At 61.7% G+C, this 25,439-nt stretch carries 33 protein-coding genes and 1 tRNA gene; 24 read left to right on the forward strand and 10 right to left on the reverse strand.

What is annotated here, in order from left to right:
- The first annotated feature begins 470 nt into the window (after positions 1–470).
- The 4 genes from AC0L17_RS21080 to AC0L17_RS21095 all read left to right on the forward strand — a co-directional run bounded on the left by AC0L17_RS21080 (position 471) and on the right by AC0L17_RS21095 (position 3,781).
- Positions 471–1,241 (forward strand): BA14K family protein, encoded by a 771-nt coding sequence (locus AC0L17_RS21080; protein ID WP_473517241.1) that lies wholly within the window; start codon positions 471–473, stop codon positions 1,239–1,241.
- A 125-nt stretch (positions 1,242–1,366) separates the two neighbouring features.
- The gene (locus tag AC0L17_RS21085) at positions 1,367–1,696 is read left to right on the forward strand and encodes a DUF2934 domain-containing protein (protein ID WP_254027572.1); all 330 of its coding nucleotides are present in this window, start codon (positions 1,367–1,369) and stop codon (positions 1,694–1,696) included.
- A 3-nt stretch (positions 1,697–1,699) separates the two neighbouring features.
- Entirely contained in the window at positions 1,700–1,849 is a 150-nt protein-coding gene (locus tag AC0L17_RS21090; protein ID WP_156941652.1) for a hypothetical protein, read from the forward strand.
- 159 nt (positions 1,850–2,008) lie between these two features.
- On the forward strand, positions 2,009–3,781 hold the full coding sequence (locus AC0L17_RS21095) for an adenylate/guanylate cyclase domain-containing protein (protein WP_473517242.1): 1,773 nt from the start codon (positions 2,009–2,011) through the stop codon (positions 3,779–3,781).
- Between the two features lie 489 nt (positions 3,782–4,270).
- Here the strand turns inward: AC0L17_RS21095 and AC0L17_RS21100 are convergent, their stop codons facing one another.
- Positions 4,271–5,221: a helix-turn-helix transcriptional regulator gene (locus AC0L17_RS21100; RefSeq protein ID WP_473517243.1), complete on the reverse strand. Its 951-nt coding sequence runs from the start codon at positions 5,219–5,221 to the stop codon at positions 4,271–4,273.
- Between the two features lie 43 nt (positions 5,222–5,264).
- Here AC0L17_RS21100 and AC0L17_RS21105 point away from each other — a divergent pair, with 43 nt between their 5' ends.
- From AC0L17_RS21105 to AC0L17_RS21125, 5 genes are all read left to right on the forward strand, one after another.
- Positions 5,265–6,248, forward strand: coding sequence for a threonine dehydratase (locus AC0L17_RS21105; RefSeq protein WP_473517244.1), 984 nt, complete (start codon positions 5,265–5,267; stop codon positions 6,246–6,248).
- The gene (locus tag AC0L17_RS21110; RefSeq protein WP_473517245.1) at positions 6,245–6,835 is read left to right on the forward strand and encodes a LysE family translocator; all 591 of its coding nucleotides are present in this window, start codon (positions 6,245–6,247) and stop codon (positions 6,833–6,835) included. The genes AC0L17_RS21105 and AC0L17_RS21110 overlap by 4 nt, the downstream gene beginning before the upstream one ends.
- Before the next feature lie 327 nt (positions 6,836–7,162).
- Positions 7,163–7,750 carry a TetR/AcrR family transcriptional regulator gene (locus AC0L17_RS21115; RefSeq protein WP_473517246.1) on the forward strand — a complete coding sequence of 196 codons (588 nt, stop codon included), beginning with the start codon at positions 7,163–7,165 and terminating at the stop codon, positions 7,748–7,750.
- Positions 7,740–8,105 carry a nuclear transport factor 2 family protein gene (locus tag AC0L17_RS21120; protein ID WP_473517247.1) on the forward strand — a complete coding sequence of 122 codons (366 nt, stop codon included), beginning with the start codon at positions 7,740–7,742 and terminating at the stop codon, positions 8,103–8,105. Before AC0L17_RS21115 ends, AC0L17_RS21120 begins: the two co-directional genes overlap by 11 nt.
- A gap of 33 nt (positions 8,106–8,138) precedes the next feature.
- The gene (locus AC0L17_RS21125) at positions 8,139–8,333 is read left to right on the forward strand and encodes a TfoX/Sxy family protein (protein ID WP_473517248.1); all 195 of its coding nucleotides are present in this window, start codon (positions 8,139–8,141) and stop codon (positions 8,331–8,333) included.
- 169 nt (positions 8,334–8,502) lie between these two features.
- Here the strand turns inward: AC0L17_RS21125 and AC0L17_RS21130 are convergent, their stop codons facing one another.
- Complete coding sequence (locus AC0L17_RS21130; protein ID WP_473517249.1) at positions 8,503–8,682, reverse strand: hypothetical protein; 180 nt, start codon at positions 8,680–8,682, stop codon at positions 8,503–8,505.
- 146 nt (positions 8,683–8,828) lie between these two features.
- On the opposite strand from AC0L17_RS21130, the gene AC0L17_RS21135 reads away from it, so the two are divergent.
- Complete coding sequence (locus AC0L17_RS21135; RefSeq protein WP_287295606.1) at positions 8,829–9,089, forward strand: hypothetical protein; 261 nt, start codon at positions 8,829–8,831, stop codon at positions 9,087–9,089.
- A 4-nt stretch (positions 9,090–9,093) separates the two neighbouring features.
- Complete coding sequence (locus tag AC0L17_RS21140; RefSeq protein ID WP_473517250.1) at positions 9,094–9,354, forward strand: hypothetical protein; 261 nt, start codon at positions 9,094–9,096, stop codon at positions 9,352–9,354.
- On the opposite strand, the gene AC0L17_RS21145 is transcribed toward AC0L17_RS21140, so the two are convergent.
- Positions 9,351–10,064 carry an SOS response-associated peptidase gene (locus AC0L17_RS21145; protein WP_473517251.1) on the reverse strand — a complete coding sequence of 238 codons (714 nt, stop codon included), beginning with the start codon at positions 10,062–10,064 and terminating at the stop codon, positions 9,351–9,353. The genes AC0L17_RS21140 and AC0L17_RS21145 overlap by 4 nt on opposite strands.
- Positions 10,065–10,338: 274 nt before the next feature.
- Between AC0L17_RS21145 and AC0L17_RS21150 the strand changes: the two genes are divergently transcribed.
- The 4 genes from AC0L17_RS21150 (at position 10,339) to minE (ending at position 12,903) form a co-directional block, all read left to right on the forward strand.
- A complete protein-coding gene (locus tag AC0L17_RS21150) occupies positions 10,339–10,776 on the forward strand; it encodes a hypothetical protein (RefSeq protein ID WP_473517252.1) in 438 nt (145 codons plus the stop codon).
- 169 nt (positions 10,777–10,945) lie between these two features.
- On the forward strand, positions 10,946–11,716 hold the full coding sequence (minC, locus tag AC0L17_RS21155; protein ID WP_091598979.1) for a septum site-determining protein MinC: 771 nt from the start codon (positions 10,946–10,948) through the stop codon (positions 11,714–11,716).
- A gap of 102 nt (positions 11,717–11,818) precedes the next feature.
- A complete protein-coding gene (gene minD / locus AC0L17_RS21160) occupies positions 11,819–12,634 on the forward strand; it encodes a septum site-determining protein MinD (RefSeq protein WP_023803856.1) in 816 nt (271 codons plus the stop codon).
- Positions 12,631–12,903: a cell division topological specificity factor MinE gene (gene minE, locus AC0L17_RS21165; RefSeq protein WP_023803855.1), complete on the forward strand. Its 273-nt coding sequence runs from the start codon at positions 12,631–12,633 to the stop codon at positions 12,901–12,903. Before minD ends, minE begins: the two co-directional genes overlap by 4 nt.
- A gap of 229 nt (positions 12,904–13,132) precedes the next feature.
- Here minE and AC0L17_RS21170 read toward each other — a convergent pair whose 3' ends face one another.
- Positions 13,133–13,873 carry a sulfotransferase family protein gene (locus tag AC0L17_RS21170; RefSeq protein ID WP_473517253.1) on the reverse strand — a complete coding sequence of 247 codons (741 nt, stop codon included), beginning with the start codon at positions 13,871–13,873 and terminating at the stop codon, positions 13,133–13,135.
- A gap of 738 nt (positions 13,874–14,611) precedes the next feature.
- Positions 14,612–15,478 carry a glutathione-dependent disulfide-bond oxidoreductase gene (gene yghU / locus AC0L17_RS21175; protein WP_473517254.1) on the reverse strand — a complete coding sequence of 289 codons (867 nt, stop codon included), beginning with the start codon at positions 15,476–15,478 and terminating at the stop codon, positions 14,612–14,614.
- Between the two features lie 226 nt (positions 15,479–15,704).
- Between yghU and AC0L17_RS21180 the strand changes: the two genes are divergently transcribed.
- The 3 genes from AC0L17_RS21180 to AC0L17_RS21190 all read left to right on the forward strand — a co-directional run bounded on the left by AC0L17_RS21180 (position 15,705) and on the right by AC0L17_RS21190 (position 19,710).
- The gene (locus AC0L17_RS21180; RefSeq protein ID WP_473517255.1) at positions 15,705–16,607 is read left to right on the forward strand and encodes a S1C family serine protease; all 903 of its coding nucleotides are present in this window, start codon (positions 15,705–15,707) and stop codon (positions 16,605–16,607) included.
- 223 nt (positions 16,608–16,830) lie between these two features.
- Entirely contained in the window at positions 16,831–17,430 is a 600-nt protein-coding gene (locus AC0L17_RS21185; protein WP_473517265.1) for a YdeI/OmpD-associated family protein, read from the forward strand.
- 162 nt (positions 17,431–17,592) lie between these two features.
- Positions 17,593–19,710: an EAL domain-containing protein gene (locus tag AC0L17_RS21190; protein ID WP_473517256.1), complete on the forward strand. Its 2,118-nt coding sequence runs from the start codon at positions 17,593–17,595 to the stop codon at positions 19,708–19,710.
- 70 nt (positions 19,711–19,780) lie between these two features.
- Here the strand turns inward: AC0L17_RS21190 and AC0L17_RS21195 are convergent, their stop codons facing one another.
- The 3 genes from AC0L17_RS21195 to AC0L17_RS21205 form a co-directional block, all read right to left on the reverse strand.
- Positions 19,781–20,110, reverse strand: coding sequence for a GYD domain-containing protein (locus tag AC0L17_RS21195; RefSeq protein ID WP_027155386.1), 330 nt, complete (start codon positions 20,108–20,110; stop codon positions 19,781–19,783).
- 165 nt (positions 20,111–20,275) lie between these two features.
- On the reverse strand, positions 20,276–20,473 hold the full coding sequence (locus tag AC0L17_RS21200; RefSeq protein ID WP_473517257.1) for a DUF3606 domain-containing protein: 198 nt from the start codon (positions 20,471–20,473) through the stop codon (positions 20,276–20,278).
- A gap of 6 nt (positions 20,474–20,479) precedes the next feature.
- Positions 20,480–20,553 (reverse strand) — tRNA-Gln (locus AC0L17_RS21205).
- A gap of 115 nt (positions 20,554–20,668) precedes the next feature.
- Between AC0L17_RS21205 and AC0L17_RS21210 the strand changes: the two genes are divergently transcribed.
- Positions 20,669–21,055: an ester cyclase gene (locus AC0L17_RS21210; protein ID WP_473517266.1), complete on the forward strand. Its 387-nt coding sequence runs from the start codon at positions 20,669–20,671 to the stop codon at positions 21,053–21,055.
- 93 nt (positions 21,056–21,148) lie between these two features.
- Complete coding sequence (locus AC0L17_RS21215; protein WP_167378899.1) at positions 21,149–21,310, forward strand: hypothetical protein; 162 nt, start codon at positions 21,149–21,151, stop codon at positions 21,308–21,310.
- A gap of 87 nt (positions 21,311–21,397) precedes the next feature.
- Here the strand turns inward: AC0L17_RS21215 and AC0L17_RS21220 are convergent, their stop codons facing one another.
- The gene (locus tag AC0L17_RS21220; RefSeq protein WP_031257046.1) at positions 21,398–21,871 is read right to left on the reverse strand and encodes an Lrp/AsnC family transcriptional regulator; all 474 of its coding nucleotides are present in this window, start codon (positions 21,869–21,871) and stop codon (positions 21,398–21,400) included.
- A 154-nt stretch (positions 21,872–22,025) separates the two neighbouring features.
- Between AC0L17_RS21220 and AC0L17_RS21225 the strand changes: the two genes are divergently transcribed.
- Positions 22,026–22,778 (forward strand): tryptophan 2,3-dioxygenase family protein, encoded by a 753-nt coding sequence (locus AC0L17_RS21225; protein WP_473517258.1) that lies wholly within the window; start codon positions 22,026–22,028, stop codon positions 22,776–22,778.
- Between the two features lie 229 nt (positions 22,779–23,007).
- Positions 23,008–23,442, forward strand: a complete 435-nt coding sequence (locus AC0L17_RS21230; protein WP_473517259.1) for a DoxX family protein — start codon at positions 23,008–23,010, stop codon at positions 23,440–23,442.
- Between the two features lie 56 nt (positions 23,443–23,498).
- On the opposite strand, the gene AC0L17_RS21235 is transcribed toward AC0L17_RS21230, so the two are convergent.
- A complete protein-coding gene (locus AC0L17_RS21235) occupies positions 23,499–23,804 on the reverse strand; it encodes a hypothetical protein (protein WP_473517260.1) in 306 nt (101 codons plus the stop codon).
- Between the two features lie 314 nt (positions 23,805–24,118).
- Between AC0L17_RS21235 and AC0L17_RS21240 the strand changes: the two genes are divergently transcribed.
- Together AC0L17_RS21240 and AC0L17_RS21245 are read left to right on the forward strand one after the other, a co-directional pair.
- Entirely contained in the window at positions 24,119–24,571 is a 453-nt protein-coding gene (locus AC0L17_RS21240) for a hypothetical protein (RefSeq protein WP_473517261.1), read from the forward strand.
- Positions 24,572–24,650: 79 nt separating this feature from the next.
- Positions 24,651–25,199, forward strand: coding sequence for a terminase large subunit domain-containing protein (locus AC0L17_RS21245; RefSeq protein ID WP_473517262.1), 549 nt, complete (start codon positions 24,651–24,653; stop codon positions 25,197–25,199).
- Positions 25,200–25,439 lie beyond the last annotated feature (240 nt).

The raw sequence follows: 25,439 nt of genomic DNA on the forward strand, positions 1-25,439 counted from the left end.
CCCACTCCACTGCCCCCGCTGCTCGGGCGCCGCGGCCCGCGGGGGGCGGGGGGCGGTGGGGGCGGGGGGGGGGGGGGGGCGGCGCGGGGGGCCGCCCGCCCCCGCCCCCCGCCCCCCCCCTGGGGGGGGGGGGGGGCCGCCCCGCCCCCCGGAGAGGGGGCCTTTCGAAACACGGAAACCTCTCCTTGGATGAAGGTCTTATGGCGCAAGCCTGCGCAAATTCCCCTCTCCGTCTCGGCTTCGCCGAGCCACCTCTCCCCCACGTTCGTGGGGCGAGGAACCCAGGTTATGCGAGAGGAGCCAGCCTCGGCGACATCCGCAACATTCACCACAAAACCGTGTCCGCCCCGGGTCGACTGCGCCCCCGCACACGAGCCGCGCCTGTCCGAGTTGTCTGGCACGCCGCGCTTGGTTGGAACCGGATCCAATGCCTCGCATTTTAACAGATGACGGGGGCAAAGGAGCGCAAGGTGAAAGCTTTATCGGCGGTACTTGGCGGCTTCGTGCTGACGCTGGCGGTTTTCGCCAGTGGATTGGCTTTCGCCATGTGGATCCTCTCCGCCGAACCGGTGCGGCCGGTCGCTCCGACTTCCAGCGTTGCCGAACTGTGGCCGAGGGAGCCGCGGAAGGTCAACCCCGCTTCGCAGCAGCTTGAGCGCCTTCCCGCCCGCGCTGTCCCAGAGGCCGCAGAGGTCCCAGCGGTTCCAGAGGTTCCAGAGGTTGCAGAGGTCCCGGCTGATCAGGCCCCATTTGATCAGGCCCCATTTGATGAGGCCCCAGTTGATGAGGCCCCAGTTGATCGCGCCGCGAAACCTGCCGATGCCGCATCTTCGTCGCCCGACACCACCGCTACCGCCTCCATCACGCCGACAACGCCGGCAACCGACGAGCAGCAGGCCATGCCCGCCGCCCATGTGGAATGGTGCGCAAGCCGCTACCGCTCCTACAGGCCAAGCGACGACCACTACACCTCCTACAGCGGAGAGCAGCGTCCCTGCATCTCACCCTATCTCGATGGCGGTGCGGCCGACCGCGCCGCACAGCCTGCCGACGATGGCGCCAGCTATGTCGAGGCGACCGACACGTGGTCGATGGATGGCGATGTTCCGGCGGATGAAACCGGCGGCGCCTGGCTTCCGCCCGACCACGTGCAATATTGCTTCAGCCGCTACCGCTCCTATCGGCCGGAAGACAACACCTACCAGCCCTATTCCGGCGGCCCGCGCCGGCAGTGCGAGTAGGTGGGCGCTGAGCAGCGGACTGGCGGGCCGCAGTGGATGGCGCCTGTGCGACCGCCGATCACGCAGACTTCTTGGATCGTTCGGGTTGGCGTGGCGTTCATCCGATACAAAAAGGAGGAATCAGCATGGGCGACGACCGGGAAGACAGGATTCGTGAGCGCGCATACCAGATCTGGGAACGCGAAGGCGGAATTCATGGCGATCCCGAGCGGCACTGGCACCGGGCCGAGGCCGAGATCGACAGGGAGGCAGCCCTGCCGCTGACGGCAGGCGATGCCCTGCCGGAAACCCGCGAGGTCGCGAGCTCCGACGTCTTGACGGTGGAGGCCCTGGCGGTGCGCACCGGCATATCGGGCGAACAGGCGCAGGAACTGATCGACAGGCTGGGCAACGACCGGGCGGCGATCGAACAAGCCGCGCGCAACCTCAAGGGGAAGCAGCGGCTCGGGGAGTGACAGATGATCAGAAAACTCAAGGACGGAAAATACCGCCTCTATTCGCGCAAGAAGGACGAAAAGACCGGCAAGCGCCGCAATCTCGGGACGTTTGACAGCCGCGAGGCTGCGCAGAAGCACGAACGCGAGGTGCAGTATTTCAAGAGGCATTGAGGGGGGCGTGCCATCGCTTGCCAGGCAGCCGCGCCGGATGACCCCTTACTTCGGCGTAGGGTGTAGAATTCTAGCGAGTGCAGGATACCGCTCTGGGGACAGCGAACTTTCATGTTTCCCTGCCTCTTCGTGTTATTGTGGATACGAGGAGATTGGCCCGTGAGCGAGAGCCGCAAGCTAGCCGCGATCCTTGCCGCTGATGTGGTCGGGTACAGCCGGCTGGCGAGCACGGATGAAGATCGTACGTTGGCCCGGTTGCGGGCACTTCGAAGCGACCTGATCGACCCGACCATCGCCGTGTACAACGGTCGTATGGTCAAGCGCACAGGCGATGGTGCGTTGGTGGAATTCCGCAGTGTGGTAGACGCCGTGCGCTGCGCCATAGAAGTGCAGAATGGCATGGTCGAGCGCAACGCCGGCGTGCCCGAGGACCGCCGCATCGAGTTTCGGATTGGGATACATTTGGGCGACGTGGTCGAAGAAAGCGACGGCGACCTGATGGGCGACGGCGTCAACATCGCCTCGCGTCTGGAGGGTGTCGCGGCCCCGGGCACCATCTGCTTGTCCGAAGACGCCTATCGGCAAGTCAAGACGAGACTAGACGTTTCGGTCAGTGACCTCGGCGACACCCAGCTCAAGAATATTGCCGAACCGATCCGGGTTTATTCACTCCGAGTCGGCACTGCGGCTCACGCAAAGGCGCCTGTGACCCACGAACTTTCGGAAGCTCTGCTTTCGACAGCGGCACCGCCTCAGTTATCGATCGCCGTGCTGCCCTTCGCCAACATGAGCGGTGATGCCGAGCAGGAATATTTCGCCGACGGAATCTCCGAAGACATCATCACAGCTCTCTCAAAGCTGTCGCAGCTGTTTGTGATCGCTCGCAATTCGTCCTTCACTTTCAAGGGCAGGAACGTGAACGTTCAGGAGGTCGGCCGGAACCTCGGCGTGCATTACGTGCTGGAGGGCAGCGTCCGCAAATCCGGCAACAGGGTACGTATCACCGCGCAGCTTATTGACGCGACCACAGGCGGACATCTGTGGGCGGAGCGCTTCGATCGCAACCTGACCGATATCTTTGCCGTACAGGACGACGTTACGCAGCAAATTGTCGACGCGCTGGCGCTCAACCTGACAAAGGGCGACCAGCAGCGGCTCGCAACCGAGCAAACCGGCAACCTGGACGCGTATGACTGCTTTCTTCATGGCCGAGAGCAGCTATGGCGGTTCACGAAAGCGGAAAACATCAAGGGCCGGGAGCTGTTGCAGCGCGCCGTCGAATTCGACCCGAAATTCGCTCCCGCCTACGCGTTCCTCGCGTTCGCAAACATACTGGACTACGCAAACCAGTGGAGCTCGTCGTGGTCGAACGCAATGGCACAAGCGGAAATGTTCGCGGCACGGGCAGTGGCGCTCGACGATCGATATCCTTACGCACATTGGGCGCTGGGCATCGTCGAATTGTATTCGCGACGGCATGAGGCGGCCATCCGCTCGGCTAAACGCTTGATCGCTCTTGCGCCAAATCTTGCCGAAGGGCACGAAAATCTCGGTTATGCACTGTATTATTCCGGCAAGCCTGAAGACGCACTCCGGTGTTTCGACAAGGCAATGGCCTTGAACCCGTATTATCCGGACGTGTACCTTCACTTCCAGGCGCAAGCGATGTTCCAGTTGCGCAGGTACGAAGAGGCAATTGGGATCCTGCGGCGGCGCCTTGTTCGTAACCCTTCCACCGACGTCTCACGCGTGCTCCTGGCGGCGAGCTACGGCCATCTGGGTCGGTTCGAAGAAGCCCGTCGCGAGTGGCAGGAAGTGTTTCGCGTCAACCCCCAATATTCTCTGGAACATCGCCGCAAAGTGTTGCCCTACAAGGATCCCAACGATTTCGAGCTGATCGTGGATGGCCTTCGCAAAGCCGGCCTCGTATGAGCACCTGATCGGGCGAGGTCCGGTATTGAACCTCCTGCAGCCACTGCTTCGAAGGAACAGCACGACCGCTGTGCGGCGCGTTGATGACTGGAGCGGGGCCGTTGCGGTCAGTCCGCTGTAGAGCCGAGAAATCGGAAAGCTGCCATGACCGCCGATCCACCTGGACGGCCGCTTCCGGCCCAGAGTCGGTCATCAGATGGAGGCGCCAGATCCCCCAAAGGCGGGCGATCGACGGCTTTGAGGGGAGCGTATCGAGATTCGTCAACGGGCAGATCCCGAAGGCTTCGCTGCATGTCGCGACGAGGCCGCATCAACCCTCATTTTTCATAAAAACTTATCCGGAAATCTATAGCCGATAAACCCCGCCAAATTAGACAGTACGCAGGGTGCAATGTTGTGCAGAATTCCGCAATAGGCTTTCTGGCGACCAATCGGTGCCGATAACGACGTAATTCAAGTCACAAGAAAAACGTTCGTTTTCCTGGAGGTTTACAATCGCTCAATGTGTCCGGCGCGTGCCCTGACCGGATAGATCGGTGAACCGCGAAATTCGACCGGTCGCGCTCCAAGGCGTTTTTGGAAAGTCGAGGTCATGTGGGCATGGGAAGAAAAACCTGCCGTGTGTGCGATGTCGGCTAACCGCATCTCGCTTGCCCGCAACATTGAACGAGCGAATGCGATGCGGTGATCGATAATATAGTCATGAGGAGACTTGCCGAGTGCCGCTTTGAAAGCGCGCGCGAAGAACCCTGTCGATAGGTTGAGCGCGTTAGCTAGGTCCTGGACCGTGATTTTCTCGGATAGCCTTGCTTCGATGATTTCGTCGATGAGGCGCAATCGACGAGCCGTCATCCAAGCTCCTGACAAATCATGGTTGTCTCTTCCGAAAAGGAAGAATTGCACCCTATCTTCTAGAACTTGTAACAAGCGCTCGATATTTAACGGTTCGATGGGTTGTTGTGAGAGCAGTCGCTTACGCAGTTCATGAGCTGAAGCGATAGCTACCGGATCAGCTAAACCGCTGAAACGGCGCTCGGCTGTTCCGGCTCTAGCATATGAATTCGCGCGAGAGATTTTGAGGTATTCGCCGCCCGTCCTCGAGCAAGAATAGACATCACATCCTGCGGGAATGTAGGCGAGACCGTTCGGCGGAGACTTGAATTCCGCTTTTTTGTCGCCACCGAATGAATGGCTGCCGACCTGACCGTCGAAAGCAAAGCCGATCACCGCGTCTTCCGACGAGTAACGAGCTTCATAAGCTCTCTTCGGCAGCAATTCTATCTGCCATGGGCCAGCATCCGCACGTCTGAGAGGTTCGGCACCAGCATTCATTCGATCGGCCTCGTCATTTTCTCGCTCGGAATTACGCCCCGACAGGCCGAGCATCAAGAGCAGATCGTCAAAGATGCATTTCACGTCAGATTCTTGAAAGCGCGGCAACGAGCTTTGGCCCACTCTAGTCGATGCTAACAGAGGTTTGGAAATGACACTTTTCTCACTCGACGATCTTGCAATTGCCGCTACGACTGTGCGCGCACTTGTTCCACCCACTCCTGCCTATGCCTGGCCGTTGCTTGCACGCCGTACCGGTGTCAACGTCATTGTCAAACATGAGAACCATACGCTGACGGGCTCTTTCAAAGCACGTGGCGGCCTATCCTATGTAGATGCGCTTCAACATTCCAATATGTTGCCGAAGGGATTGATCACCGCTACTCGAGGCAATCATGGTCAGTCGATCGCGATTGGTGCTAAGCGGGCAGGTATTCCTGCTGCTATTGTTGTCCCAGAAGGCAATTCTGCTGAAAAGAATGCCGCGATGGAGGCATTCGGCGGCGAGCTTACAATCGCAGGACGAGATTTCGATGAGAGTCGCGCGATTGCGCGCCACATCCAATCAAAGAAAGATCTTCACTTCGTACCGTCATTTCACCGCGACCTCGTCGTTGGCGTTGCAACATACGGCAGGGAGTTGTTCGCCGATCATTCATGCCTTGATGCCGTGTACGTGCCGATCGGCATGGGATCTGGCATTTGCGGCCTTATAACAGTTCGCGATTTGCTCGGGCTGAAGACCGAGATTATCGGCGTTGTCTCCGACCAAGCCCCTGCCTTTGCGCTTTCCTTTGAAGCTGGCCGTCCGATTTCCACAGAATCCGCCCAAACTTTTGCCGATGGACTTGCTTGCCGTGAACCACAAGCTGAACCCTTAGAGATTATTCGTAAAGGCGCATCCCGCCTGGTTCGGGTGACTGATGACGAGATCGCCGCCGCAATGCGCCTTCTCTACGTCGATACGCACAACATCGCGGAAGGCGCGGGCGCTGCGGCCCTGGCTGCTCTGATCAAGGAGAGGTTGAGCTTTCAAGGGCGCCGTGTTGCCGTAATCCTGACGGGAGGAAATATTGACATGCCGGTGTTCGCCCGCGTCCTTCAGGGCGAGACACCAAAGGTCCGACCGAGATGAGCAGCGCGCTTCTATCCGTGATTGGCTTTGCACTTGTGGCGACGATCTCGCCGGGCGGAGCGACATCCCTCGCAACGGCTTCGGGCGCACAATTTGGGTTCCGGCGGAGCCTTCCTTTGCTCGCGGGCATTGCCGTAGGCCTTGGAACGCTCGTTGGCGCAGTTGCGGGCGGACTGGGGTCCGTCGTTTTCGCGTGGTCGCCAATGCAGTTGTCGTTGCGTATCATCGGATCCGCTTATCTTTTGTGGCTGGCCTGGATGATCTCGCGGATGAGTGCGCCCCATGCAGGATCCTCTTCTCCGCCAACACGTTTTATCTCCGGTTTCATGTTACTGTGGGTGAATCCGAAGGGCTGGACGATGGCCCTCGCGGCCGCGGCAGCTTATGCCGGTCTGGCCGACAACCCAGTGGCCCTCGGCTTGATTCTATGTTTCGTCTTCGGTACCGCCGCCATGTTTTCCATGGTCATTTGGTGTATTGGCGGTCTCTGGCTTGCGCGACGGCTGACCCAACCCTGGCAATGGCGGTATCTCAGTCTTGGGCTCGCGCTGCTACTGGCATTGTCTGTCATTCCTATGTGGCTTTGATATCTGCCGGCGTATTGGCCGTAACTTTCATGAGCGATAGCAGCCTGGTCACTGACGTCGTCGCAACTCAAGGAATTGTATGCCCTCGGCGGCAAGCGCGCGACGTGTGCGTACCAAGGATTCGTGGATCGGTGGGAGCTAGCTCGGCGTTTCGGCAAGCACGCCGTCATTAAGAGCGTTGGCAAGTCTGTAACGTTACAGATTTATGTCAGACACATTGATTTTTGCCTTGGAGGCCGTCTCCGCTGACGCTCCGGACAAATACCTGATTGACAAGTTGTTTTTGAATTTCTATTCTAGAATGAGAATTCCAAAAAGAGGTCCATCTTGTCCCGCCCCCGCACCTATGACGAATCGTCCGTGCTGAAAGGTGCCGCGCAGGCTTTCCGTCGTGATGGATATCAACGGGTCTCGATCCGGGATCTCGAGGACGCGACCGGGCTCAAGGCGGGTAGCATCTACAACAGCTTCGGCGACAAAGCGGGATTGTTCGATGCCGCTTTCGAGCACTACAACACGACCGTCCTTGGGGGTCGGATCGACCGGTTTTCCCCGACTGCAGCCGGCATTGCTGGGCTGCGCGACCTTTTCATGTCGCTCATGCATGAGCCGAACGGCGAAAGCTACGGCTGCCTCATCACAAATTCCGCAGTGGAACTTGGTCATGACGATGACGCATATCGTTACGTGCACTTCGGCATGGAGATGCTTTTCAAGGTTTTTGCCGAGCGGCTGCAGGCAGCGCAACAGGATGGCACCCTGCACGCCGGCACGGATCCGGTCCTGGCAGCGACGAAGTTGCTCGCCCTCTATCAGGGCCTGCTGGTCCTCGTCCGCGCGGGCCAGGACAAACAAACTCTTGAGCGGCTCGTGGCCGCGGAATTTCACCAATTGGAGGCTCACCATGACATCTGAAGCACTGTGGAAACGATATGCGGCGGTTTGGTCGATGGAGGGCGACGGGCGCGAAACGGAGCTTGCCACCTGCCTCGCCGGCGACGCGACCTATTGCGATCCGAATGGCCTCATCCACGGACCGGCAGACCTTTCGACATATATGGGTCATTTCCAGCAGAGCGCTCCGGGCGGACACTTCCAGATTCGGTCGGTCCACCACCATCACGGCCGGTCACTCGCCAACTGGGCGCTGCACGGACCCGATGGGGGCATACTGCAGACAGGCACGAGCTTTGCAACGCTGACAGACGATGGCCGCCTGCATCATATCAGCGGCTTCTTCTATCCTGCGGAGCAAGGCGTCCAAGCGTGAGCATCGCCTCCGCGTTTGATTTGGCCCGCGACTTTGCAGATCGCATTCACGGCGTCGGGCCGGTTTCGACATCGCGCTTTTTTTGGCGGGGCTGCACTGAAGGCGGACGGTGTTCAGTTCGGTTTCGTCATGAAGGGCTCTCTCTGCCTGAGAGTGGAAAGCGAAGGGCGCGCCGTCTTTAAACCAATGGGCATGTTGCCATTTCAATATTCGAGCCGTTCGGAATAGGTGACGGTCACAAGCTATCATGAAGTGGTCGCGCGCGCCCATCCGCGCCACTGCGCCGCGCTGCCATAGTGCTCCTGCGCGGCGGCGACCGAGGCCGTCGAGCGATACCGAGGGCGCTAAGCCGACCTTCGAACGGCACGATTGAACACGCGTCCTGCTACCGTCATCTCTAAGCGCTTACCGCGTCGCCCGGCGCCGTCCCTCCACGGCGGCAAAGCCGCTCCTGCAGATGTCCATTGAGCACGATCATCTCATTCAGCGCCTTCACCGCGTCGCCCTTGTACCGGGCGATGAACTTGTCGGCGATGGCCTGAAGGGCGGCTTCCTGGCGGCTGTCCAGCATCACCATGTGGTCTCCAGGCGATGCCTCCGACCGTTTCTGTTCAAATTGAACAAAACCGGAACAAAAATGTCAAGTGTGAATTGACTTGGCGAGGAATACCTTCCTATTTTGACAGAGGTGGGGCGGTTGCTCACAAACTGGGGAGAGCCGCGATGGGCAGACGAAAAAGCCGGTTCGACAGGCTGTCGGCGAGGCATGCCGAGGCGATCATCAGCGACGCTCTCAGCCTGCGCAGGACGGTGCTTTCGTCGCAACTGCATCTCAAGGCGCAAGGCGAACTGTTTTGGCAGCTTTGCGGGCTTGTCGAAAAATTGCATGAGGTGATGGCCAGCGTAGCGGAAAAGGAGCCCGATTTCCGGATGCCGGATCTTGGCCTGCTTCCACTTCCCGAGGGCTATTTGACTCGGAAATGAGGCCATGGCCGGGCCGATGGACAGCGTTGGACGTGCCGCGAAGGCCAACATGCTGCTGATCGTCGAGTGCGGCCACTGCTACCATGTCGGGCGTTTTCGGGCCAACGACGTGGCCAAGGTGGTCGGCTGGAACAAGCCGCTGGAAGCCATCAGGTTCAGGTGCAAACAATGCAGCCGCAAGGACACCACCGTTCGCACTCAGTTCGTCGACCAGGACCATCCGCCAAAAGGCTACATCTGGGTGCTGCAGAAATTCAAGCTTTAGAACAGCGAACCCTGTACCGGCGCCCGTGGCGCCGGCGGCGGAAATTTTATCTGCGTCGCCGGCTTGTCGACGATCACCAGCGCGTCGTCCGCTGCCGTGCGCTGCAGGTGCCTGGCCTGCGACCACGGCGCGCTCAGCCAGGTCTCGGTTTCCTCCTGCGTCGTCAGGATCACGGGCATCGCCTTCTCGTGGATCGGCGCGATCAGGGCGTTGGGTTTGGTGGTCAGAAAACCGTAGAGCTCGAACTCGCCGGGGCCGTCCTTGACCTTGCGCACGCCTTGCCAGCGCGTCCACAGGCCGGCGAAGAAGAACAGCGGCCGCGCCTCGTTCAGCGCGAACCAGTAGTTTTTCTGGATACCGGTATCCGGATCCTTGTCGCCCGGCGTTGGGCTCGGTTCGGCAAAACTGGTGAGCGGCACCACGCAGCGGTTCTCGACGCCGAGATATTGCTGCCAGTGGCCATATTGCGGGTTGCGGATGTTGGTGGTGCCGTAGTCGGCCTTGCCCTTCACGCGCTCGATCGGCGTCGGCATGCCCCACAGCAGGTTGGCCAGCTCGCGCGTCCCGTCCGGCGCATTGCGCACCACCGGGCCGGGCTGGTTGGGGTAGATGTCGATGGAGGGCTCGAGATTGCCAAGACTATCGCGCAGGGCGCGGGTCCACTGGCGGATCGCCTCCTGGCTGGTGGTGATGTTGTAGAGGTTGCACATGTCGAGCCCTCAGCAATGTTCAGGCATCTTGTGGGAAAGGGCAGGTAATTTCCAGCGCTGTCCGGCCGGCTGCTGACACGCTACGCCAGCCCACAGCGCTCCGGCGATCGACCGCGGCAGAAGGATACCGTCGTGCGCAGCGGCGAACCGCGGGCTCCGCTTACGCAACGCACACCGCTCGTGCGCGTTCTACCATTAGGAGGAGCATGGCCATCAGGAGGAGCATGGGATGTGACAGCTGGTCTCATGCGCTCACAATCGGAGGCAAACCACCATGTCCAAGTTCAAAGATGCCCTTGACCGCGGCAAGGAAGCTCGCCGTGAGCAAGAGGGGAAGGTCGGCAATGAGAAGGCCGAGGCGGTGGACTTCGGCGCGCAAGCAAGGGCCTGGCTAAACGACGTCGTGGTCGCGTCGCTGGAAGCGGCCAGGGCTGACGTAGCAGGCGAGGTGGCCGTCGAGATGGACACTGCGCCACGCCGCCAAGACAAAGCATCAACACCATCTATTCGGTTCAGGATCTACAGGAAGCGGGGAACGGAAAAGGAGGTGATCGGAAGGACGTTCTCGGTCAACGTCCAGCTGAGTGGACAAGTGTCGGTCTCTTCGCCTGGGATGGTGGCGAGAGAAGTGGGAAACATCGGGGATAAGGCTGACGAGCGGTTCTCTAGCTTGCTGGCGGAACTGATCGAGGACGCAGCGAAGGGCACTTAGCCAGCAAGGTGTCGAGGAAAGGGCTGGCGATCTCCAGGGCTGTCCGCCGGTTTGCTGACACGCCGGCCCTGTCAGTAACAGCTTTCCGGATGCCGCAAACTCCCCTTCCGTTAACCTTTCGTTAACCATGGCTGGCTAGCGTTTACCTATCAGTAAGGAATCGCTGTCCGTGACCTTCGCCGCCCCCGTCGAGACCAAATCCATTCGCTTTCGCGCCCGCTCCTTCGTCGCCTTCACGCTCACCCCGGAGACGCCGCTTTCGGAGTGGCTGGAAAGCCTCGACCGCTGGATCGGCAATTCTCCCGGCTATTTTGCCGGCCGCCCGGTGGTGCTCAACCTCAACACGCTGAAGCCCGCGGTCAGCCAGATCGAGGCGCTGGTTGCTGAGCTTGGGCTGCGCGGCATCCGCATCTATGCCATCGAGCTCGACGGCAACACGGTGCTTGAGCCCAGTCTGCCGCCTGTGCTGATCGGCGCCAAGGAAGCCACAGCCGGGCTGCTCATGCAGGCCGACCAAAAGGCTGCCGGCAGGCCGGAAGAGACGGGCAGGGCGGAAGAAGGCAGGGCGGAACCGGGCAAACGGTCAGAAGACAGGGTGCCGGAAGCGCCGGCCACGCTGATGGTCAAGACGCCGATCCGCTCGGGCCAGTCGATCTTCCACGCGCATGGCGATGTCATCGTGCTGGGCTCGGTCGCCTCCGGTTCCGAGATCGTCGCCGCCGGCTCGATCCATGTCTACGGCACGCTGCGCGGGCGGGCGTCGGCCGGTGTGCTCGGCCATTCGGCGGCGCGCATCTTCTGCCGCAAAAACGAGGCCGAACTGCTGTCGGTCGACGGCTGGTATTGCACCGCCGAGGAGATGGAGCCGGCCTTGCGTGGAAAAGCGGTGCAGGCGTTTCTGGAAAAGGACACGCTGCGCATCGCGCCGTTCAGCCAATGAAGTTACTCGAAAGTACGCAGCGGTTTTGAAATGGAAACAAAGACTTAAGCGCATCGCATAAATCAAACGCTTAACAATACGAACAACAATAAGGAGGCATAGATGGGCAAAGTTGTGGTGGTCACCTCGGGCAAGGGGGGCGTCGGCAAGACGACCTCGACGGCCGCCCTTGGCGCCGCCGTCGCGAGAACCGGCAAGAGGGTGGCGCTGGTCGACTTCGACGTGGGTTTGAGGAACCTCGACCTGATCATGGGCGCCGAGCGGCGGGTGGTGTTCGACCTGGTCAACGTCATCCAGGGAACGGCCAAGCTGTCGCAGGCGCTGATCCGCGACAAGCGGGTCGAGACGCTGTTCCTGCTGCCGGCCTCGCAGACGCGCGACAAGGATGCGCTGACCGAGGAGGGCGTCGGCGAGGTGATCGAAAAGCTGAGCTCGGTGTTCGACTACGTCTTCTGCGACAGCCCGGCCGGCATCGAGCGCGGCGCGCAGCTTGCCATGCGCTTTGCCGACGAGGCGGTCATCGTCACCAACCCGGAAGTCAGTTCGGTGCGCGATTCCGATCGCATTATCGGCCTGCTCGACGCCAGGACCGTCAAGGCCGAGCGGGGCGAGCAGATCGCCAAGCATGTGCTGGTGACGCGCTACGATGCAGCGCGCGCGGCGCGCGGCGAAATGCTCTCGATCGACGATGTGCTGGAAATCCTGTCGACGCCGCTGCTGGGCATCATTCCCGAGAGCCAGGACGTGCTCAAGGCCTCCAATCTCGGGTCGCCGGTGACACTCAGCGATCCGACCAACTCCGCCGCCCGCGCCTATATCGAGGCGGCCAAACGGCTCGAGGGCGAGGACCTGCCGGTCGTCGTGCCGTTCGAGCGCAAGGGCTTTCTCGATCGGCTTTTTGGAAGGAGGGCAGCATGAGCCTGTTAGACCTCTTCAAGCGGCGCGGCAGCGCGCCGGTGGCGCGCGAGCGGCTGCAGGTGCTGCTCGCCTATGAGCGCCGCAACCGCAGCCAGCCCGATCTCGTCTCGGTGCTGCGCGAGGAGATCATGGCCGTCATCGCCAGGCACGTGCAGATCGACCAGGATTATCTGCAGGTCTCGATGGATCGCGGCGAGACGATGTCGACGCTGGAGATCGACATTCAGATCCCCAACAAGAGCGCAAGGCCGCTGGCCATGTCGGCCTGAGCGTTGCGCCTGTAGTGGTTTTTGACGCCGGCGGGACAGCGCCCCCTCTGGCCTACCGGCCATCTCCCCCACTTGGGGGGAGATCGGCCGTCACGTCGGCTTTCGCCAATCTGCAACGGCGCAAGTGAGCGCGGAGCGCCAAAGCTGCCAATCTCCCCCCAAGTGGGGGAGATGGCCGGCAGGCCAGAGGGGGGCGCTGTCCCGCCGACACTCAAGGTCCTCCTGGCCACTACCCCAGCCACCACAAAACCCCGCCCAGCACCGCCACCATCCCCGCGATCGACAGCCCGAGCATGATGTAGGATCCCTTGATGACGTCGCGGATCACCTTCTTGACGCTTGAGCGGTCATTGAGGTTCGGGAACGGTTCCTGCGGTTCCGCCACACCGAGGAAGCGGCACAACGGCCCCCAGCCTTCGGTCACCGTGAACACCAAGAGCTTTTCCGGCGGAACGGCTGCCTTCACCTCCTCGGTGTAGACGTTGTAGCGTGCGATCGCCCGCTCGCGGTCGTCCATCACGCCGGCCAGCACGCGGCCCCAGATCAGCTTGCGCGACATGTCGCCGAATTTTCGGCCGAACGGCGTCAGCCGCTCCAAAATCTTGAACTGCCAGAGATTCTCGGTGAAGTAGATCGTGTCGATCGTGCTGTCGTACCAGCCTTCGGCGCCGCGCGGGTGGAGCGTCAGCAGCACCTTGGCGTCAGGGTATTCGGCCAGCAGCTCCCGCCACACGCAGCAGCCGGGATTGTCGACCGTCGCCGTGTAGTTGGCAAACACCCGGTCCCAGTCGTGTGGCGTGCCGGGTTTGCTGTTCGCTACCTTGCGCCAGAAGTCGAGGTGACCCTTGTTGGCCTTGTTGAGGATCACTTCCTGCATGTGATAGCAGGGAAAGCCGAGCCTGTTCAGCGCGGCAAAGGTCGACCATGTGCCCGTTCGTCCGAATCCCGCGCCGATTACCTTGAGCGCCATGTCATCCTCCCCCTTGGCCTCATTCTCCCCTAGGCCGATATTCTTGTTTTATGGCAGTCCGTAGGGGCTACGTTGCGCGCGCCCGGCGCGCAACAAATTTCCATCGTGCCTTCCCTCACTAGATCAGCTCTGTTTTGATACGTCTCAATCATAGGTTGCGTTAATCATCCGCGCACCTCTCATCCATTTGCCACTTGCGCAACCATCCAAAGGGTGAAAACGTTGGTCCGGGGTAAATGGGCAAGGGTGGTCGTCGCGGCTGTTAGAAGCTCCGGGGCGGCCTTGAAAAGCGATGAATTTTCCACAGTTCCTGGTGGGGATGACCGCCGCGGCATTCGTCGTGGCGCTCTCGATTTATTTGGCAACGGGTTCAATCTGGAAGGCGCTCGGCTGGACGGTCCTCACCTTGATCGTTCTGCAGCTTGGATATTTTTTGTCCGCCGTCCGGCTGATCTATAGGGCCGAACGAAAGACACACAGTGACCGCGACCCGCGAGTACTGGACCGTCGAGACAGCATGCGGTTTCGAGATTCAGGTCGGCCACCACAAATATAAACATGCCTAGACCATGATGTTCATCAGATAGACACTATGGTCTAAACCGCTTGAAAGCGGACATGTTCGGTTCTGGGAATGTGCCTTGGACGTTCCGTTACTTTAGTCAACCAGTATATATCTCCGGATGCATATGCCCGATACTGCGCAGCGCGTCATCCGCTCCAGCTCCGTCGCTCTGCTCACTCCGCCGCCAGTTTGTCCTGCGTCCTGGTGTCGAAGTCGCTGGCGTCGTGGCGCTCGTGCAATTGCATCGCCGGCTCGCCGAAGGCGCGGTTGACCATGCGGCCGCGCTGCACCGCCGGCCGCGCGTCGATCGCGTCGGCCCAGCGCTGCACGTGCTTGTATTCCTGCACCGACAGGAACGCGCCGGCGTCGTTGTACATGCGGCCCTTGGCCAGCCCGCCATACCAGGGCCACACAGCGATGTCGGCAATCGTGTAGGCGTCGCCGCCGAGATATTCGCTTACCGCCAGGCGCCGGTCGAGCACGTCCATCTGGCGCTTCACCTCCATGGCGAAGCGGTCGATGGCATATTCGAATTTTTCCGGTGCGTAGGCGTAGAAATGGCCGAAGCCGCCGCCGAGATAAGGCGCCGAGCCCATTTGCCAAAACAACCACGACAGGGTTTCTGCGCGCGCCGGCTGCTCGATCGGCAGGAACTCGCCGAATTTCTCGGCCAGATGCAGCAGGATCGAGCCGGATTCGAAGACGCGGATCGGCTTTGGCCCGCTGCGGTCCATCAGCGCCGGGATCTTGGAGTTGGGATTGACCTCGACGAAGCCGCTGCCGAACTGGTCGCCGTCGTTGATCCTGATCAGCCAGGCGTCATATTCGGCGCCTTTGTGGCCGCGCGCCAGCAACTCCTCCAGCATGATCGTCACCTTCACGCCGTTTGGTGTCGCCTGCGAGTAAAGCTGCAGCGGATGCTTGCCGACCGGCAGCTGCTTGTCATGCGTCGGGCCGGCGATCGGACGGTTGATGCTGGCGAAGGCGCCGCCATTTTCCTTGTTCCAGATCCATACTTTCGGCGGTGTGTATTGGTTCATTTCGGAGGCCTTTGATGTGAGCGGGGAGGGTCTTGGGGAGGATCAGCTTGCATAGATACAGGTAGTGCGGGCTGACGGAAGTTCAACTTGTGTTGAACTATTGTCGATGTCGGCAGCGCAAGCCTGCGCGATTGCATTCGGCCCTTGCGCCTCGTCACATGCGCCATAGCTATAGAAGATGCCGGCCCTCTGAACGGTCGTCGTGAATATGGCCAGGATTGAGAGCATGACCATCGATACGATTTTGCGGTCCATCGTGACGGTGCGGGCTTCGATCCCGGATGATGCCTTCACCGCGAATGCGCTAGGCACCAGCCGGGAAGGCAGCGGCGTGGTCATTCGCGACAACGGCCTGGTGCTCACCATCGGCTATCTCATCACCGAGGCGGAAGAAGTCTGGCTGACCGACCACAGCGGGCGCGTGATTCCCGCGCACGCGCTCGCCTACGACCAGGAAACGGGCTTCGGCCTGGTGCAGGCGCTGGCCCCGCTCTCCCTGCCCGCAGTGGCTTTCGGCGACGCGGCCAGGGCGATGGCCGGCGACCCGGTGGTGCTCGCCGACGGCATCGGCCAGGCGGTCAGCGCGTACATCGTCACCAAGCAGGAATTCGCCGGCTATTGGGAATATCTGCTGGACGAGGCGATCTTCACCGCGCCGGCTCATCCGTCGTGGGGAGGTGCGGCCCTCATCGGGCAGGACGGCAGGCTGCTCGGCATCGGTTCCCTGCGCCTGCAGATGAGCCGCGCCGGCGAGATCGCCGATATCAACATGGTGGTGCCGATCGACCTGCTGCCGCCCATCCTCGACGATCTGCTGACACGCGGCCAGGTTGCCAAGCCACCGCGCCCATGGCTCGGCGCCTTCTCCGCCGAAAGCAATGGCGAGGTCGTGGTGATGAGCGTCGCCGAAGGCAGCCCGGCCGCCGAAGCCGGCCTGCGCCAGGGCGACATCATCTCGGATGTGCGCGACGGCGAAGTCGACGGGCTCGCCGATTTCTACCGCAAGTTGTGGCAGAACCCGGCGGGCGCCGAGATCCCGTTGCGTGTTGTGCGCGACGGCCGCGAAACCTGGCTGCGCGTCAAGTCGGCCGACCGCAACAGCTTTCTTAGGAAACCGCAGCTGCAGTGAGGCTCCTTTCCTTCTTCCACAAGGGGCCTTGTGGGAGAAGGAGGATCGGCGCGCAGCGCCGAGCCCGAAGGCCGCAGGTTATTACATCACGATTTGAAGGACCGCCATGGGCCGCGCGAAGCATCGCGCCATCCTTGCAACAAGGCCACTGTTGCTGCATTCGATCGGAGCCAAGCAGCGACAAAGGAGAACCGATGACGACCACAGAAAGGCAGACCCGCTGATGGCGCCGGTCGAGGTCGACCCCGCCAAGGTCCGCGAATTCAGCGATGCCGAGAGCTTCTACACCTGGCTCGGCAAGCATCACGACACCGAGACAGAAATCTGGATCAAGATCCACAAGGTCGGTTCGGGACTGCCTTCGATCACGCCCAAGGAGGCCATCGACGTCGTGCTGTGCTGGGGCTGGATCGATGCCGTGCGCAAGGGGCTCGACGATAAGAGCTATTTGCAGCGCTACACACCGCGCGGCAGGAAGAGCATCTGGAGCCAGATCAACGTCGACAACGTCGCCCGGCTGATCGAGGCGGGCCGGATGACCGAGCATGGGCTCAAACAAGTCGAGGCGGCGAAGGCCGACGGGCGCTGGGCGCGCGCCTATGCAAGCGGCAAGGACATGAAAATCCCCGCGGATTTGCAGGCCGCAATAAACGCCGAGCCCGAGGCCAAGGCGATGCTGGCAAGGCTCAGCGCGCAGAACCGCTTCGCGCTCGCCTTTCGCATCCACAACATGAAGACCGAGGCTGGCCGCGAGAAGAAGATCGCCGCCTTCGTCGAGATGCTGAAGCGCGGTGAGGCGATCTACCCGCAAGGGAAGAAGTGAGGCTGGCGCCGTCGCGGCTGTGGCTGCCATTGCGGCAAAGTTCGCGCCTCGTGGGTGTCAGGGTGAGAGAAATTGGCCGTCCACCCCAGCCGCTGCGCAGTAACGGTTTCTTCTTGGCTTTTGCCGCACAATGGCGGCGACGAGGCAGGCGAAGTCCAGAGCATGGCCGAAAAGAAAAATCGCGACGGAGAGTTCTGGGAGCTGGCGCTCGAACGCGCGCATCTTGGCGTCTGGGATTGGGATCTCGCGAGCGGCGACTGTTTCTACTCGGCGATGTGGTTGCAGATGCTCGGCTATGGCGAGGGTGAGCTAGCCGAGACAAGCGATCTCTGGCTGCAGCTGACGCATCCCGACGATCGCGAGCGGGCGGTGGCCAGCGGCGAACGCCACATTGCCGGCCTGACCGATTCGATCGAGACCGAGCTCAGGCTGAAGCACAAATCCGGTCACTGGGTATGGGTTCTCGATCGCGGCGGAGTGGTCGAACGCGACGCCCAAGGCCGGCCGGTCAGACTGATGGGCGTCCAGACCGACATCACCAAGCAGAAGCAAGCGGAAGCAGAGCTTGAACAGGTCAACGTCCGCTTTCGCCTGGCATTGGCGGCCAGCGGCACCGGCATCTGGCACCACGATCTCGCCGCACGCAAAAGCTACTGGGACCAGCGCACGCGGGACATCTACGGGCTTGTCGCCGACACCGACGAAGTGTCGCAAGACCTCTGGCACAGCTATCTGCATCCGGACGACCGGGCCGACGCCGAGCGGGCCCATTTGGCGCCGCTGCAAACCCAAAAGGTCGTCGCCGTGCAATACCGCATCATCAAGCGGGACGGCGAAATCCGACATCTCGAATCGCTGATACGGTTCGCCGACGCCCAGTCATCGGGCCAGATCCTGGGCACGGTGCGCGACATCACCGAGGCGAAGCAACGCGAGCAGGAACTTGCCCATGCGGCCCGCCATGACGCGCTGACCGGCCTTCTGAACCGCGCCGCTTTCGACCGGCTGCTGGCCGAGCACATCGCAACGGCGCGCCGGCTCGCGGTGTTCTACGTCGATCTCGACTACTTCAAGGCACTGAACGACTTCGCCGGCCACGCCGCCGGCGACCTTGCCCTGAAGAGCGTCGCCGAGCGCATTCTGGGCTGTCTGCCGCCGTCGGTGCACGCCGCGCGCCTCGGCGGCGACGAGTTCGCGCTGCTGGTGCCTGATTGCGACGCAGCGCAAGCCGAGCGTCTCGCCGGTGCCGTTCTCGCGGCGGTTCGCGATGCCGACCTCGGCTTGACGGCGACGTCGCGCAAGCTCGCGGCCAGCATCGGCATCGCCTTTGTCGCCGATGCGAATACCGCAGTGGCCGACGCGCTCGCCTGCGCCGACGACGCCTGCTATGCGGCCAAGGCTGCCGGGCGCAATCGCTTCGCAGTGTTCTCGCCCGAGACGACATCCGGTTCCAGCGGCCTCAATGCGGCGCGGCTGGCCGCCGACACCGTCGACGCCATGGCGGACGGAAGGCTGAAACTGTTCGGCCAGGAAATCCACCAGCTCGGAAAACCCTGGCAAGAAAGCCGCCATGTCGAGGTCCTGGCGCGGCTCGCCGGGCGCAACGGCCGGCTGATCCCGCCGGGCGAGTTCATCCCGGCGGCGGAGCGGTTCGGCGTCGCCTCGCGGCTCGACCGCTGGATCATCAGGACGGCGCTGTCGCTTCATGGTCCGGCGCTGAAGTCAGGGGCGCTCACGCTCGGCTTCAACCTGTCGGCGCAGACGCTGAGCGACCCGCAGCTTTGGGATTTCGTCGACGCCATCATCGCCGAGACCGGGGCGCCGCATTCCGGCATCGGCTTCGAGATCACCGAAACCGCCGCGGTCACCAATTTCGCAGCTGCCGAGCAGTTCGTCGGCAAGGCGCGCGAGCGGCGCTGCCGCGTCAGCCTCGACGATTTCGGGGCGGGCATGAGCTCGTTCGAATATCTCCGGCGCTTTCCCGTCGACACGATCAAGATCGACGGCTCGTTCATCGAGCATATTGCCGATAGCCGCTTCGACCGCGAGATCGTCTCGGCGATATCGGGCATCGCCAGGAGCCTCGGCTGCTCCGTGGTGGCGGAGAAGATCGAAGCGCAGGATGCGCTCGACATCCTCGCGGATATGGGCATTGACTTCGGCCAGGGATTTCTGCTGCACCGGCCGGAACCGCTGCAAGCGATCGTGGCGCGGGCGTGCGCGACCCGGGCGAGCAAGACACGGGCGAGCGCGCCGGCACCAGCCGGACGGCGAGCCTAGCCCGGATCTCTCCGGGCTGGCCGGGCGAAAAAGTCCGCAAAACCGGTCCGGCGCCGTGATGCGCGACTGGTCAGGACTTTCCTGGCGGGCGATAGCGGACCGACTTTGCCTTGCCAAGCGCTTGCATCGTCTCTTCGACGCTCAGGAGAACGGTGGTCTCGTACGAGCTGAGCGCTCCTCCCGCACCAATGGCAAGCATGACCGATGCCATCGAAACGTTGTCGGGCGCTTCCCACAGGTTCCAGCCATCGTGCTCTCCGAAGCCGTACCAGAACCCGTGCAGCTTTCCGCCTACCGATTCGATGTAGGTGCGGGCTGCCTCGCGTCTATCCTCGGGGTTTTCGATAAGGCGCGCCCAGGTCTCGGGCGTATAGCTGAATCGTGAGAGATACATGGGCATGGTTCGCCTCCAGGGCCGCCGATCCCCCAGCGGCTCGGCGTCGAGGGGATCGAGGGAGGGGCTGGCGCCGAGCCTGACCGGCTTGGTTGGTTCACCGGCTGACAAAATATGCGCTCAGGCTAATATAATCGCAACACCTATCCTGCAGGCCGCCGCCGATGCGGATCAGGCGTTGCGGCTCGCCATATGCGCGTCGAGCTTCTTTCTCGAAGGCCCGTACCGCTTGATGATGGTCGCGGCCTCGCTCGGCGGTATGCCGTATTTTTTCGCAAACGCCGCTACGTCGTAAGGCTCCTCGCCGGCGGCCGGTTTGCGGTCCTGCTTGCTCCTGGATTTGTCGTCGGCCATGTCGTCCTCCGTCATGTCTGGTGGTTCCCGCTCATGGGCTCGAACCACGATTCACGCCTTCAAAGGGCGCTGTCCTACCATTAGACGAAGCGGGAATAGAGGAAGTAACGCTGTCTAGCACTTTCTCATCCGCGCATGAAGCCGCTTCATGCCATCATCGGCTTGAGCATGAGCTTTCAGCGGGGCCTTGTAGGGATGGGAGCAATCGCCGTGACCAGAACCGACCTCTGTGACGTCTACCGAGACTACATTGCCTGCCTGAACAAGCAGGACTGGCCGAAGCTGGGGCAGTTCATTGATGATGAAGTGGTCCACAACGGCCGGCGGCTCGGTCTATCAGACTATCGCAAAATGCTGGAGAGAGACTTTGCTGAAATTCCGGACCTTTATTTCAACGTCCAGATGATGATTTCCGATCCGCCCTATATAGCGAGCCGGCTCGGGTTCGACTGCACACCGAAAGAAAGCTTCCTCGGCCTCCCTGTAAATGGGAAGAGAGTTTCCTTTGCCGAGAATGTTATCTATGAATTTGGGGACAAAAAGATTGTAGAAGTATGGTCTGTCATAGACAAGGCTGCCATCGAAGCTCAGCTTTAGCGCAGGAATGCTCGGCCGTCGTTCCACGTTCCGATATGGACCACGATATGAACAATGGCAGCTGCCTGCCCACCGCCTGTCAAGGACCCGGGCTTGACGCCTGAACACGCTGCCCCAGATTACGCGGCGGAGTTTTTAGAAATGCGATACGACTGGCAGGGGCGCAAATTCCTGGAACGGCATTTCGGCATTGTTATCGCAATTGGCCTGGCTGCAGGGCTGTCGGCGCTGGCCGCGCTGGGCTACACGCCTTAAGTCGCGGATACCGCGCCCAAACCCCTAAGGTAAGCGAAAAATAGCGGTGCGACGCGACCAGACCGGCGCAAGACCGTTGCCGGCCCGCTATCGATTCTGCTGGGCATGACCCACGGCATTGGCGAAAGAAATGTCATCCTTGATCTCGCGCATCGCCATCGAGGTGATCGTGCGGCGCACGCCGGGCAGGCGGCTGAGCTCGACGCGCAGCATCCTGTCCAGCGCCATCATGTCGACGGTCACGATCTGCAGGAGATAGTCGGCCTCGCCTGTGGTGGCGTGGCAGCGCCGGATAAGCGGATGCGCCTGGACTGCAGCCTCGAAGGCTTCGGAGAGCTCGAAATCGATCGACACCTGGATGAAGGCTTCGATGCCGAAGCCGAGCTTGGCCGGGTCGACCCGCGTCGAGTAGCCGCGGATGATGCCGGCGTCCTCCAGCGCCTTGACCCGCTTCCAGCACGGCGTCTTGCTTAAGCCGACCTCGTCGGCAAGCACTGCGAAGGAGGTGCGCGCATCGCGTTCCAGCGCCGCGACGATCTTCCGGTCGACGGCATCCAGCATCACACGTTCTCCAATCCTTCGCGATGGACGAACATTCGTCCTCCATTTTCTGGCATTTGGATAACACAAAGGAACAATGTTCAAGTGAAAAGCGACTAAACTGCGGGCTCGGACCGAACAAACGCCCTGAGGACCGGGCAAAGGAGCAGCTACCATGCACAAGCCGGATTATTACGCCCGTATCGAAGTGCCCGAGATGCGAGACTATGGCGTCTACCTCAGCTGCGACAAGCTACTCGCCTGCCAGAAGCCGCTGGCCGAGATGGTTAATGCCGACGAACTGCAGTTCCAGATCGTCCACCAGGTCGAGGAGCTGTGGATGAAGCTCATCGCCTACACGCTGGTCGATGTCGTCGACTTCCTCGAGCAGCAGAACACCCATCGCATCGTCACGCTGATGGGGCGGGTGCATCGGCTGATGCGCCTGATGACGGCGCAGCTCGACCTGCTCGAAACCATGTCGCCCAAGGAATACCAGGAGATTCGGCTGCAGCTCGGCAATGGCAGCGGCCAGGAATCGCCGGGCTTCAAGCTCTTGCTGCGCATGCCGCCGGACCTGTGGCGGGCGTTCAAGGCGTCCTATCTCGACGGTCGCGGGCTCTCGCTCGAGGATGTCTACGATGTCAGCTATGACCACGGCGACAGCTATGTCGTCGCCGAGGCGCTGATCGAATTCGACGAGCTGTTCCAGAAATTCCGCGCCAATCATCTTTATCTCATCCACCGCTCGATCGGGCTCGGCTCGAAATCGCTCAAGGGCCGGCCGGTCGAACTGCTGCAGGCCGGCGCCCTGCATCGCTTCTTCCCGGAACTGTGGGACATACGCTGCGACATGACCGACCGCTGGAGCGGCCAGTATGGGACTGTGCGGGCACCGATCAGCCACCCGGAGGCGAAGGCAGGCTAAGGCTCGCGATCCCTTCTCCCCCCTTGTGGGAGAAGGTGGATCGGCGCGCAGCGCCGAGCCGGATGAGGGGTGTTGGACGGAATGCGGCGATGCCAAGCTGGAGCACCCCTCATCCGACCGCTTCGCGGCCACCTTCTCCCACAAGGGGAGAAGGGGAAGCGCCGCATGTCGGATTTGCGGCTGGTGTAACGTCCTTGGGGCGAAATCGGTCGCAACCCTGGAGGACGGCATGTCATCGGAAACCACCCAATCACCGGCTCAACCGCCGTGGCAGACCGCGGCAATCCTGATTGGCCGCCTGATCTTCGCAGCCGTCTTCCTCATGGCGGTGACCTTCAAATTCATCGACATGGGCGCCACCGCGGGCTACATCGCCGCCGCCGGATTTCCGTTCCCGCTGTTTCTGGCCTGGTGCGCGGCCGTGCTCGAAGTCATCCTCGTCCTGTGCTTCCTGACCGGCGCCTTGTTCTCGCAGGCCGCTCTTGTCGCCGGCGCCTATGTGCTGTTCCTCGCCTTTGCCTTCCACGGGCCGTCGCACTGGGCCGGAAACCAGGCCGAGTTCGGCTTTTTCGTCGATCATTTTACCTTCCTGGCCGGGCTGCTGTTTGCCGCGGTGCATGGGCCGGGCCGTGTGCTGACCTGGAAGCCTGCATCGGCCAGCTGATCGTAGCTCGGCTGGCAAGCGGCGTTCCGATACGGGACGGCGAGGCGACCGCGACGTCACATCTGGTCGTTGTAGGGTTCCTTCATCTGGCCGACCATGCGCGCCAGTTTGGAGAAGGACGGCATGTCCGCCTCCGGCTGGCACTGGTTCGCCAGCTCCAGCAGCCGGATCGGGAAGTTGACGGCATCGCGGCTCGACGCCGACATGCCCTCGGAGCGCTCCTCGCTGGTCTCGCTGGCTTCGGCCTTGCGCAAGGCGATGTCTATCTCCTCGACCGTCAGCACGCCCTTGCGGACAAGGATCTGATTGATCGATGCGACGGCCATCAGCAGGCCCTCGAGTTGCAGATTGGCGACATTCATGGCTTTGCTCCCATTGGCAAATTGCAAACGCGCGAACACCGGTTCCGATCCCTGCACCATAGCGCGGCGGGCGGCCGAATTTTAGGCCGGCCCGCGAGATTTCGCTTGCTTTGTGACGGCAGCTATGCTAGGAATATAGTCATGGTGCTGATTTGCGCCAACGACCCGCCCGCCGAGGCGGGTTTTTTTAATTCAAGCCTTCTCACAAATTCGTGCCTGTGTTGCCGATATCAATGCCGGCGGGACAGCGCCCCCCTCTGTCCTGCCATCTCTTTGCCAAAATTTGGCATCTCCCCCACTTGGGGGGAGATCGGATGTCACCCCGGCTTTCGCCAATCACCAGCATCGAGGTAGGCATGGCCGAGAATCCTTTCGACGACGAACCGGCTGATGTGACCGAACCCAGGCCTTCCGGCCGGCCGAAGCGGGCGAAAAAAACGCTGGCCGATGGTTTTCTGGACGCCATCCGCGCCGATTTCCGGGCGCATGGCGCCGGTGTTATCGCCGAGGTTCGTACCGAAAAGCCCGATCAGTATCTGAAGATCGTGCTGTCGGTGCTGCCCAAGGATCTGCATCTCAACATCAACAGCCTGGAAGCACTGAGCGATGACGAAATCAGGCAGCGCATCCGCGGCCTCGAAGCCGTCCTGCGGCCGTTTCTCGAAAAGTCCGGCGTCGCAAGACCGGGCCTCGCAAAACCAGGCCGCGACGGCGAAGACCGAGTATCTGAGCCTGCTCAGGGAATTGGACCGGAGGCGGCGCACTAACCAGCTTGCCGCCTACCGGCCTTACCCGCGACAGGCCGAGTTCCATGCGGCCGGTGCTGCCAACCGAGAACGCCTGTTCATGGCCGGCAACCAGCTCGGCAAGACAAGGGCCGGCGGCGCCGAATGGGCGATGCATCTCACCGGGCGTTATCCCGAGTGGTGGCAAGGCAAGTTTTTCGACACGGCCGTGCGGCTGTGGGCGGCCGGTGTCACCGCCGAGGGCACGCGCGACAACCCGCAGCGCATCTTGGTCGGCCCGCCGCAGCAGCCGGCGGCGTGGGGCACCGGCATGATCCCGGCCGACGCCATTGTCAGCACCATCATGGGGCGCGGCGCGCCGCATGGGCTGGACAGCATCGTGGTGCGCCATGGCGGCGGCGGTGATGTGCAGGCCGATGAATCGGTGCTGTCGTTCAAGAGTTTTGAGAAGGGCCGCGAAAAGTGGCAGGGCGAAACGCTGCACGGCGTCTGGTTCGACGAGGAACCGCCGCTCGACATCTATTCCGAAGGCCTGACCCGCACTAACGCGACAGGCGGCATCACAATCGTCACTTTTACGCCGCTGCTCGGCATGTCGGAAGTGGTGCTGTTGTTTCTGTCGGCGGAAGCGGTGGAGGGGATGGGGTGAGGGGGCGGCGGCCTTGCCTTCTCCCCTTGTGGGAGAAGGTGGATCGGCGCGCAGCGCCGAGACGGAAGAGGGGTGCTGGACGGAGTGCGGTTTTTGCCAAGCTGGAACACCCCTCATCCGACCTCGCTTCGCGAGGCCACCATATCCCACAAGGGGAGAAGGAAGAGCGCAGCGCCTTGGCCAGAAAAACCTTGCCCAAACAACACCAAAACGCCCGCGCCAGCCAACAAGATTAAAATG

This window comes from Mesorhizobium sp. WSM4829, assembly GCF_055811475.1.

Coding starts and splice junctions, on each gene's coding strand:
- AC0L17_RS21085 (WP_254027572.1), top strand. CDS start 1,367: ATGGGCGACGACCGGGAAGACAGGATTCGTGAGCGCGCATACCAGATC.
- AC0L17_RS21090 (WP_156941652.1), top strand. CDS start 1,700: ATGATCAGAAAACTCAAGGACGGAAAATACCGCCTCTATTCGCGCAAG.
- AC0L17_RS21105 (WP_473517244.1), top strand. CDS start 5,265: ATGACACTTTTCTCACTCGACGATCTTGCAATTGCCGCTACGACTGTG.
- AC0L17_RS21110 (WP_473517245.1), top strand. CDS start 6,245: ATGAGCAGCGCGCTTCTATCCGTGATTGGCTTTGCACTTGTGGCGACG.
- AC0L17_RS21120 (WP_473517247.1), top strand. CDS start 7,740: ATGACATCTGAAGCACTGTGGAAACGATATGCGGCGGTTTGGTCGATG.
- AC0L17_RS21130 (WP_473517249.1), bottom strand. CDS start 8,682: ATGGTGATGCTGGACAGCCGCCAGGAAGCCGCCCTTCAGGCCATCGCC.
- AC0L17_RS21135 (WP_287295606.1), top strand. CDS start 8,829: ATGGGCAGACGAAAAAGCCGGTTCGACAGGCTGTCGGCGAGGCATGCC.
- AC0L17_RS21140 (WP_473517250.1), top strand. CDS start 9,094: ATGGCCGGGCCGATGGACAGCGTTGGACGTGCCGCGAAGGCCAACATG.
- AC0L17_RS21145 (WP_473517251.1), bottom strand. CDS start 10,064: ATGTGCAACCTCTACAACATCACCACCAGCCAGGAGGCGATCCGCCAG.
- AC0L17_RS21150 (WP_473517252.1), top strand. CDS start 10,339: ATGTCCAAGTTCAAAGATGCCCTTGACCGCGGCAAGGAAGCTCGCCGT.
- minD (WP_023803856.1), top strand. CDS start 11,819: ATGGGCAAAGTTGTGGTGGTCACCTCGGGCAAGGGGGGCGTCGGCAAG.
- minE (WP_023803855.1), top strand. CDS start 12,631: ATGAGCCTGTTAGACCTCTTCAAGCGGCGCGGCAGCGCGCCGGTGGCG.
- AC0L17_RS21170 (WP_473517253.1), bottom strand. CDS start 13,873: ATGGCGCTCAAGGTAATCGGCGCGGGATTCGGACGAACGGGCACATGG.
- yghU (WP_473517254.1), bottom strand. CDS start 15,478: ATGAACCAATACACACCGCCGAAAGTATGGATCTGGAACAAGGAAAAT.
- AC0L17_RS21180 (WP_473517255.1), top strand. CDS start 15,705: ATGACCATCGATACGATTTTGCGGTCCATCGTGACGGTGCGGGCTTCG.
- AC0L17_RS21185 (WP_473517265.1), top strand. CDS start 16,831: ATGGCGCCGGTCGAGGTCGACCCCGCCAAGGTCCGCGAATTCAGCGAT.
- AC0L17_RS21190 (WP_473517256.1), top strand. CDS start 17,593: ATGGCCGAAAAGAAAAATCGCGACGGAGAGTTCTGGGAGCTGGCGCTC.
- AC0L17_RS21195 (WP_027155386.1), bottom strand. CDS start 20,110: ATGCCCATGTATCTCTCACGATTCAGCTATACGCCCGAGACCTGGGCG.
- AC0L17_RS21200 (WP_473517257.1), bottom strand. CDS start 20,473: ATGACGGAGGACGACATGGCCGACGACAAATCCAGGAGCAAGCAGGAC.
- AC0L17_RS21220 (WP_031257046.1), bottom strand. CDS start 21,871: ATGCTGGATGCCGTCGACCGGAAGATCGTCGCGGCGCTGGAACGCGAT.
- AC0L17_RS21225 (WP_473517258.1), top strand. CDS start 22,026: ATGCACAAGCCGGATTATTACGCCCGTATCGAAGTGCCCGAGATGCGA.
- AC0L17_RS21230 (WP_473517259.1), top strand. CDS start 23,008: ATGTCATCGGAAACCACCCAATCACCGGCTCAACCGCCGTGGCAGACC.
- AC0L17_RS21235 (WP_473517260.1), bottom strand. CDS start 23,804: ATGAATGTCGCCAATCTGCAACTCGAGGGCCTGCTGATGGCCGTCGCA.
- AC0L17_RS21240 (WP_473517261.1), top strand. CDS start 24,119: ATGTCACCCCGGCTTTCGCCAATCACCAGCATCGAGGTAGGCATGGCC.
- AC0L17_RS21245 (WP_473517262.1), top strand. CDS start 24,651: ATGGCCGGCAACCAGCTCGGCAAGACAAGGGCCGGCGGCGCCGAATGG.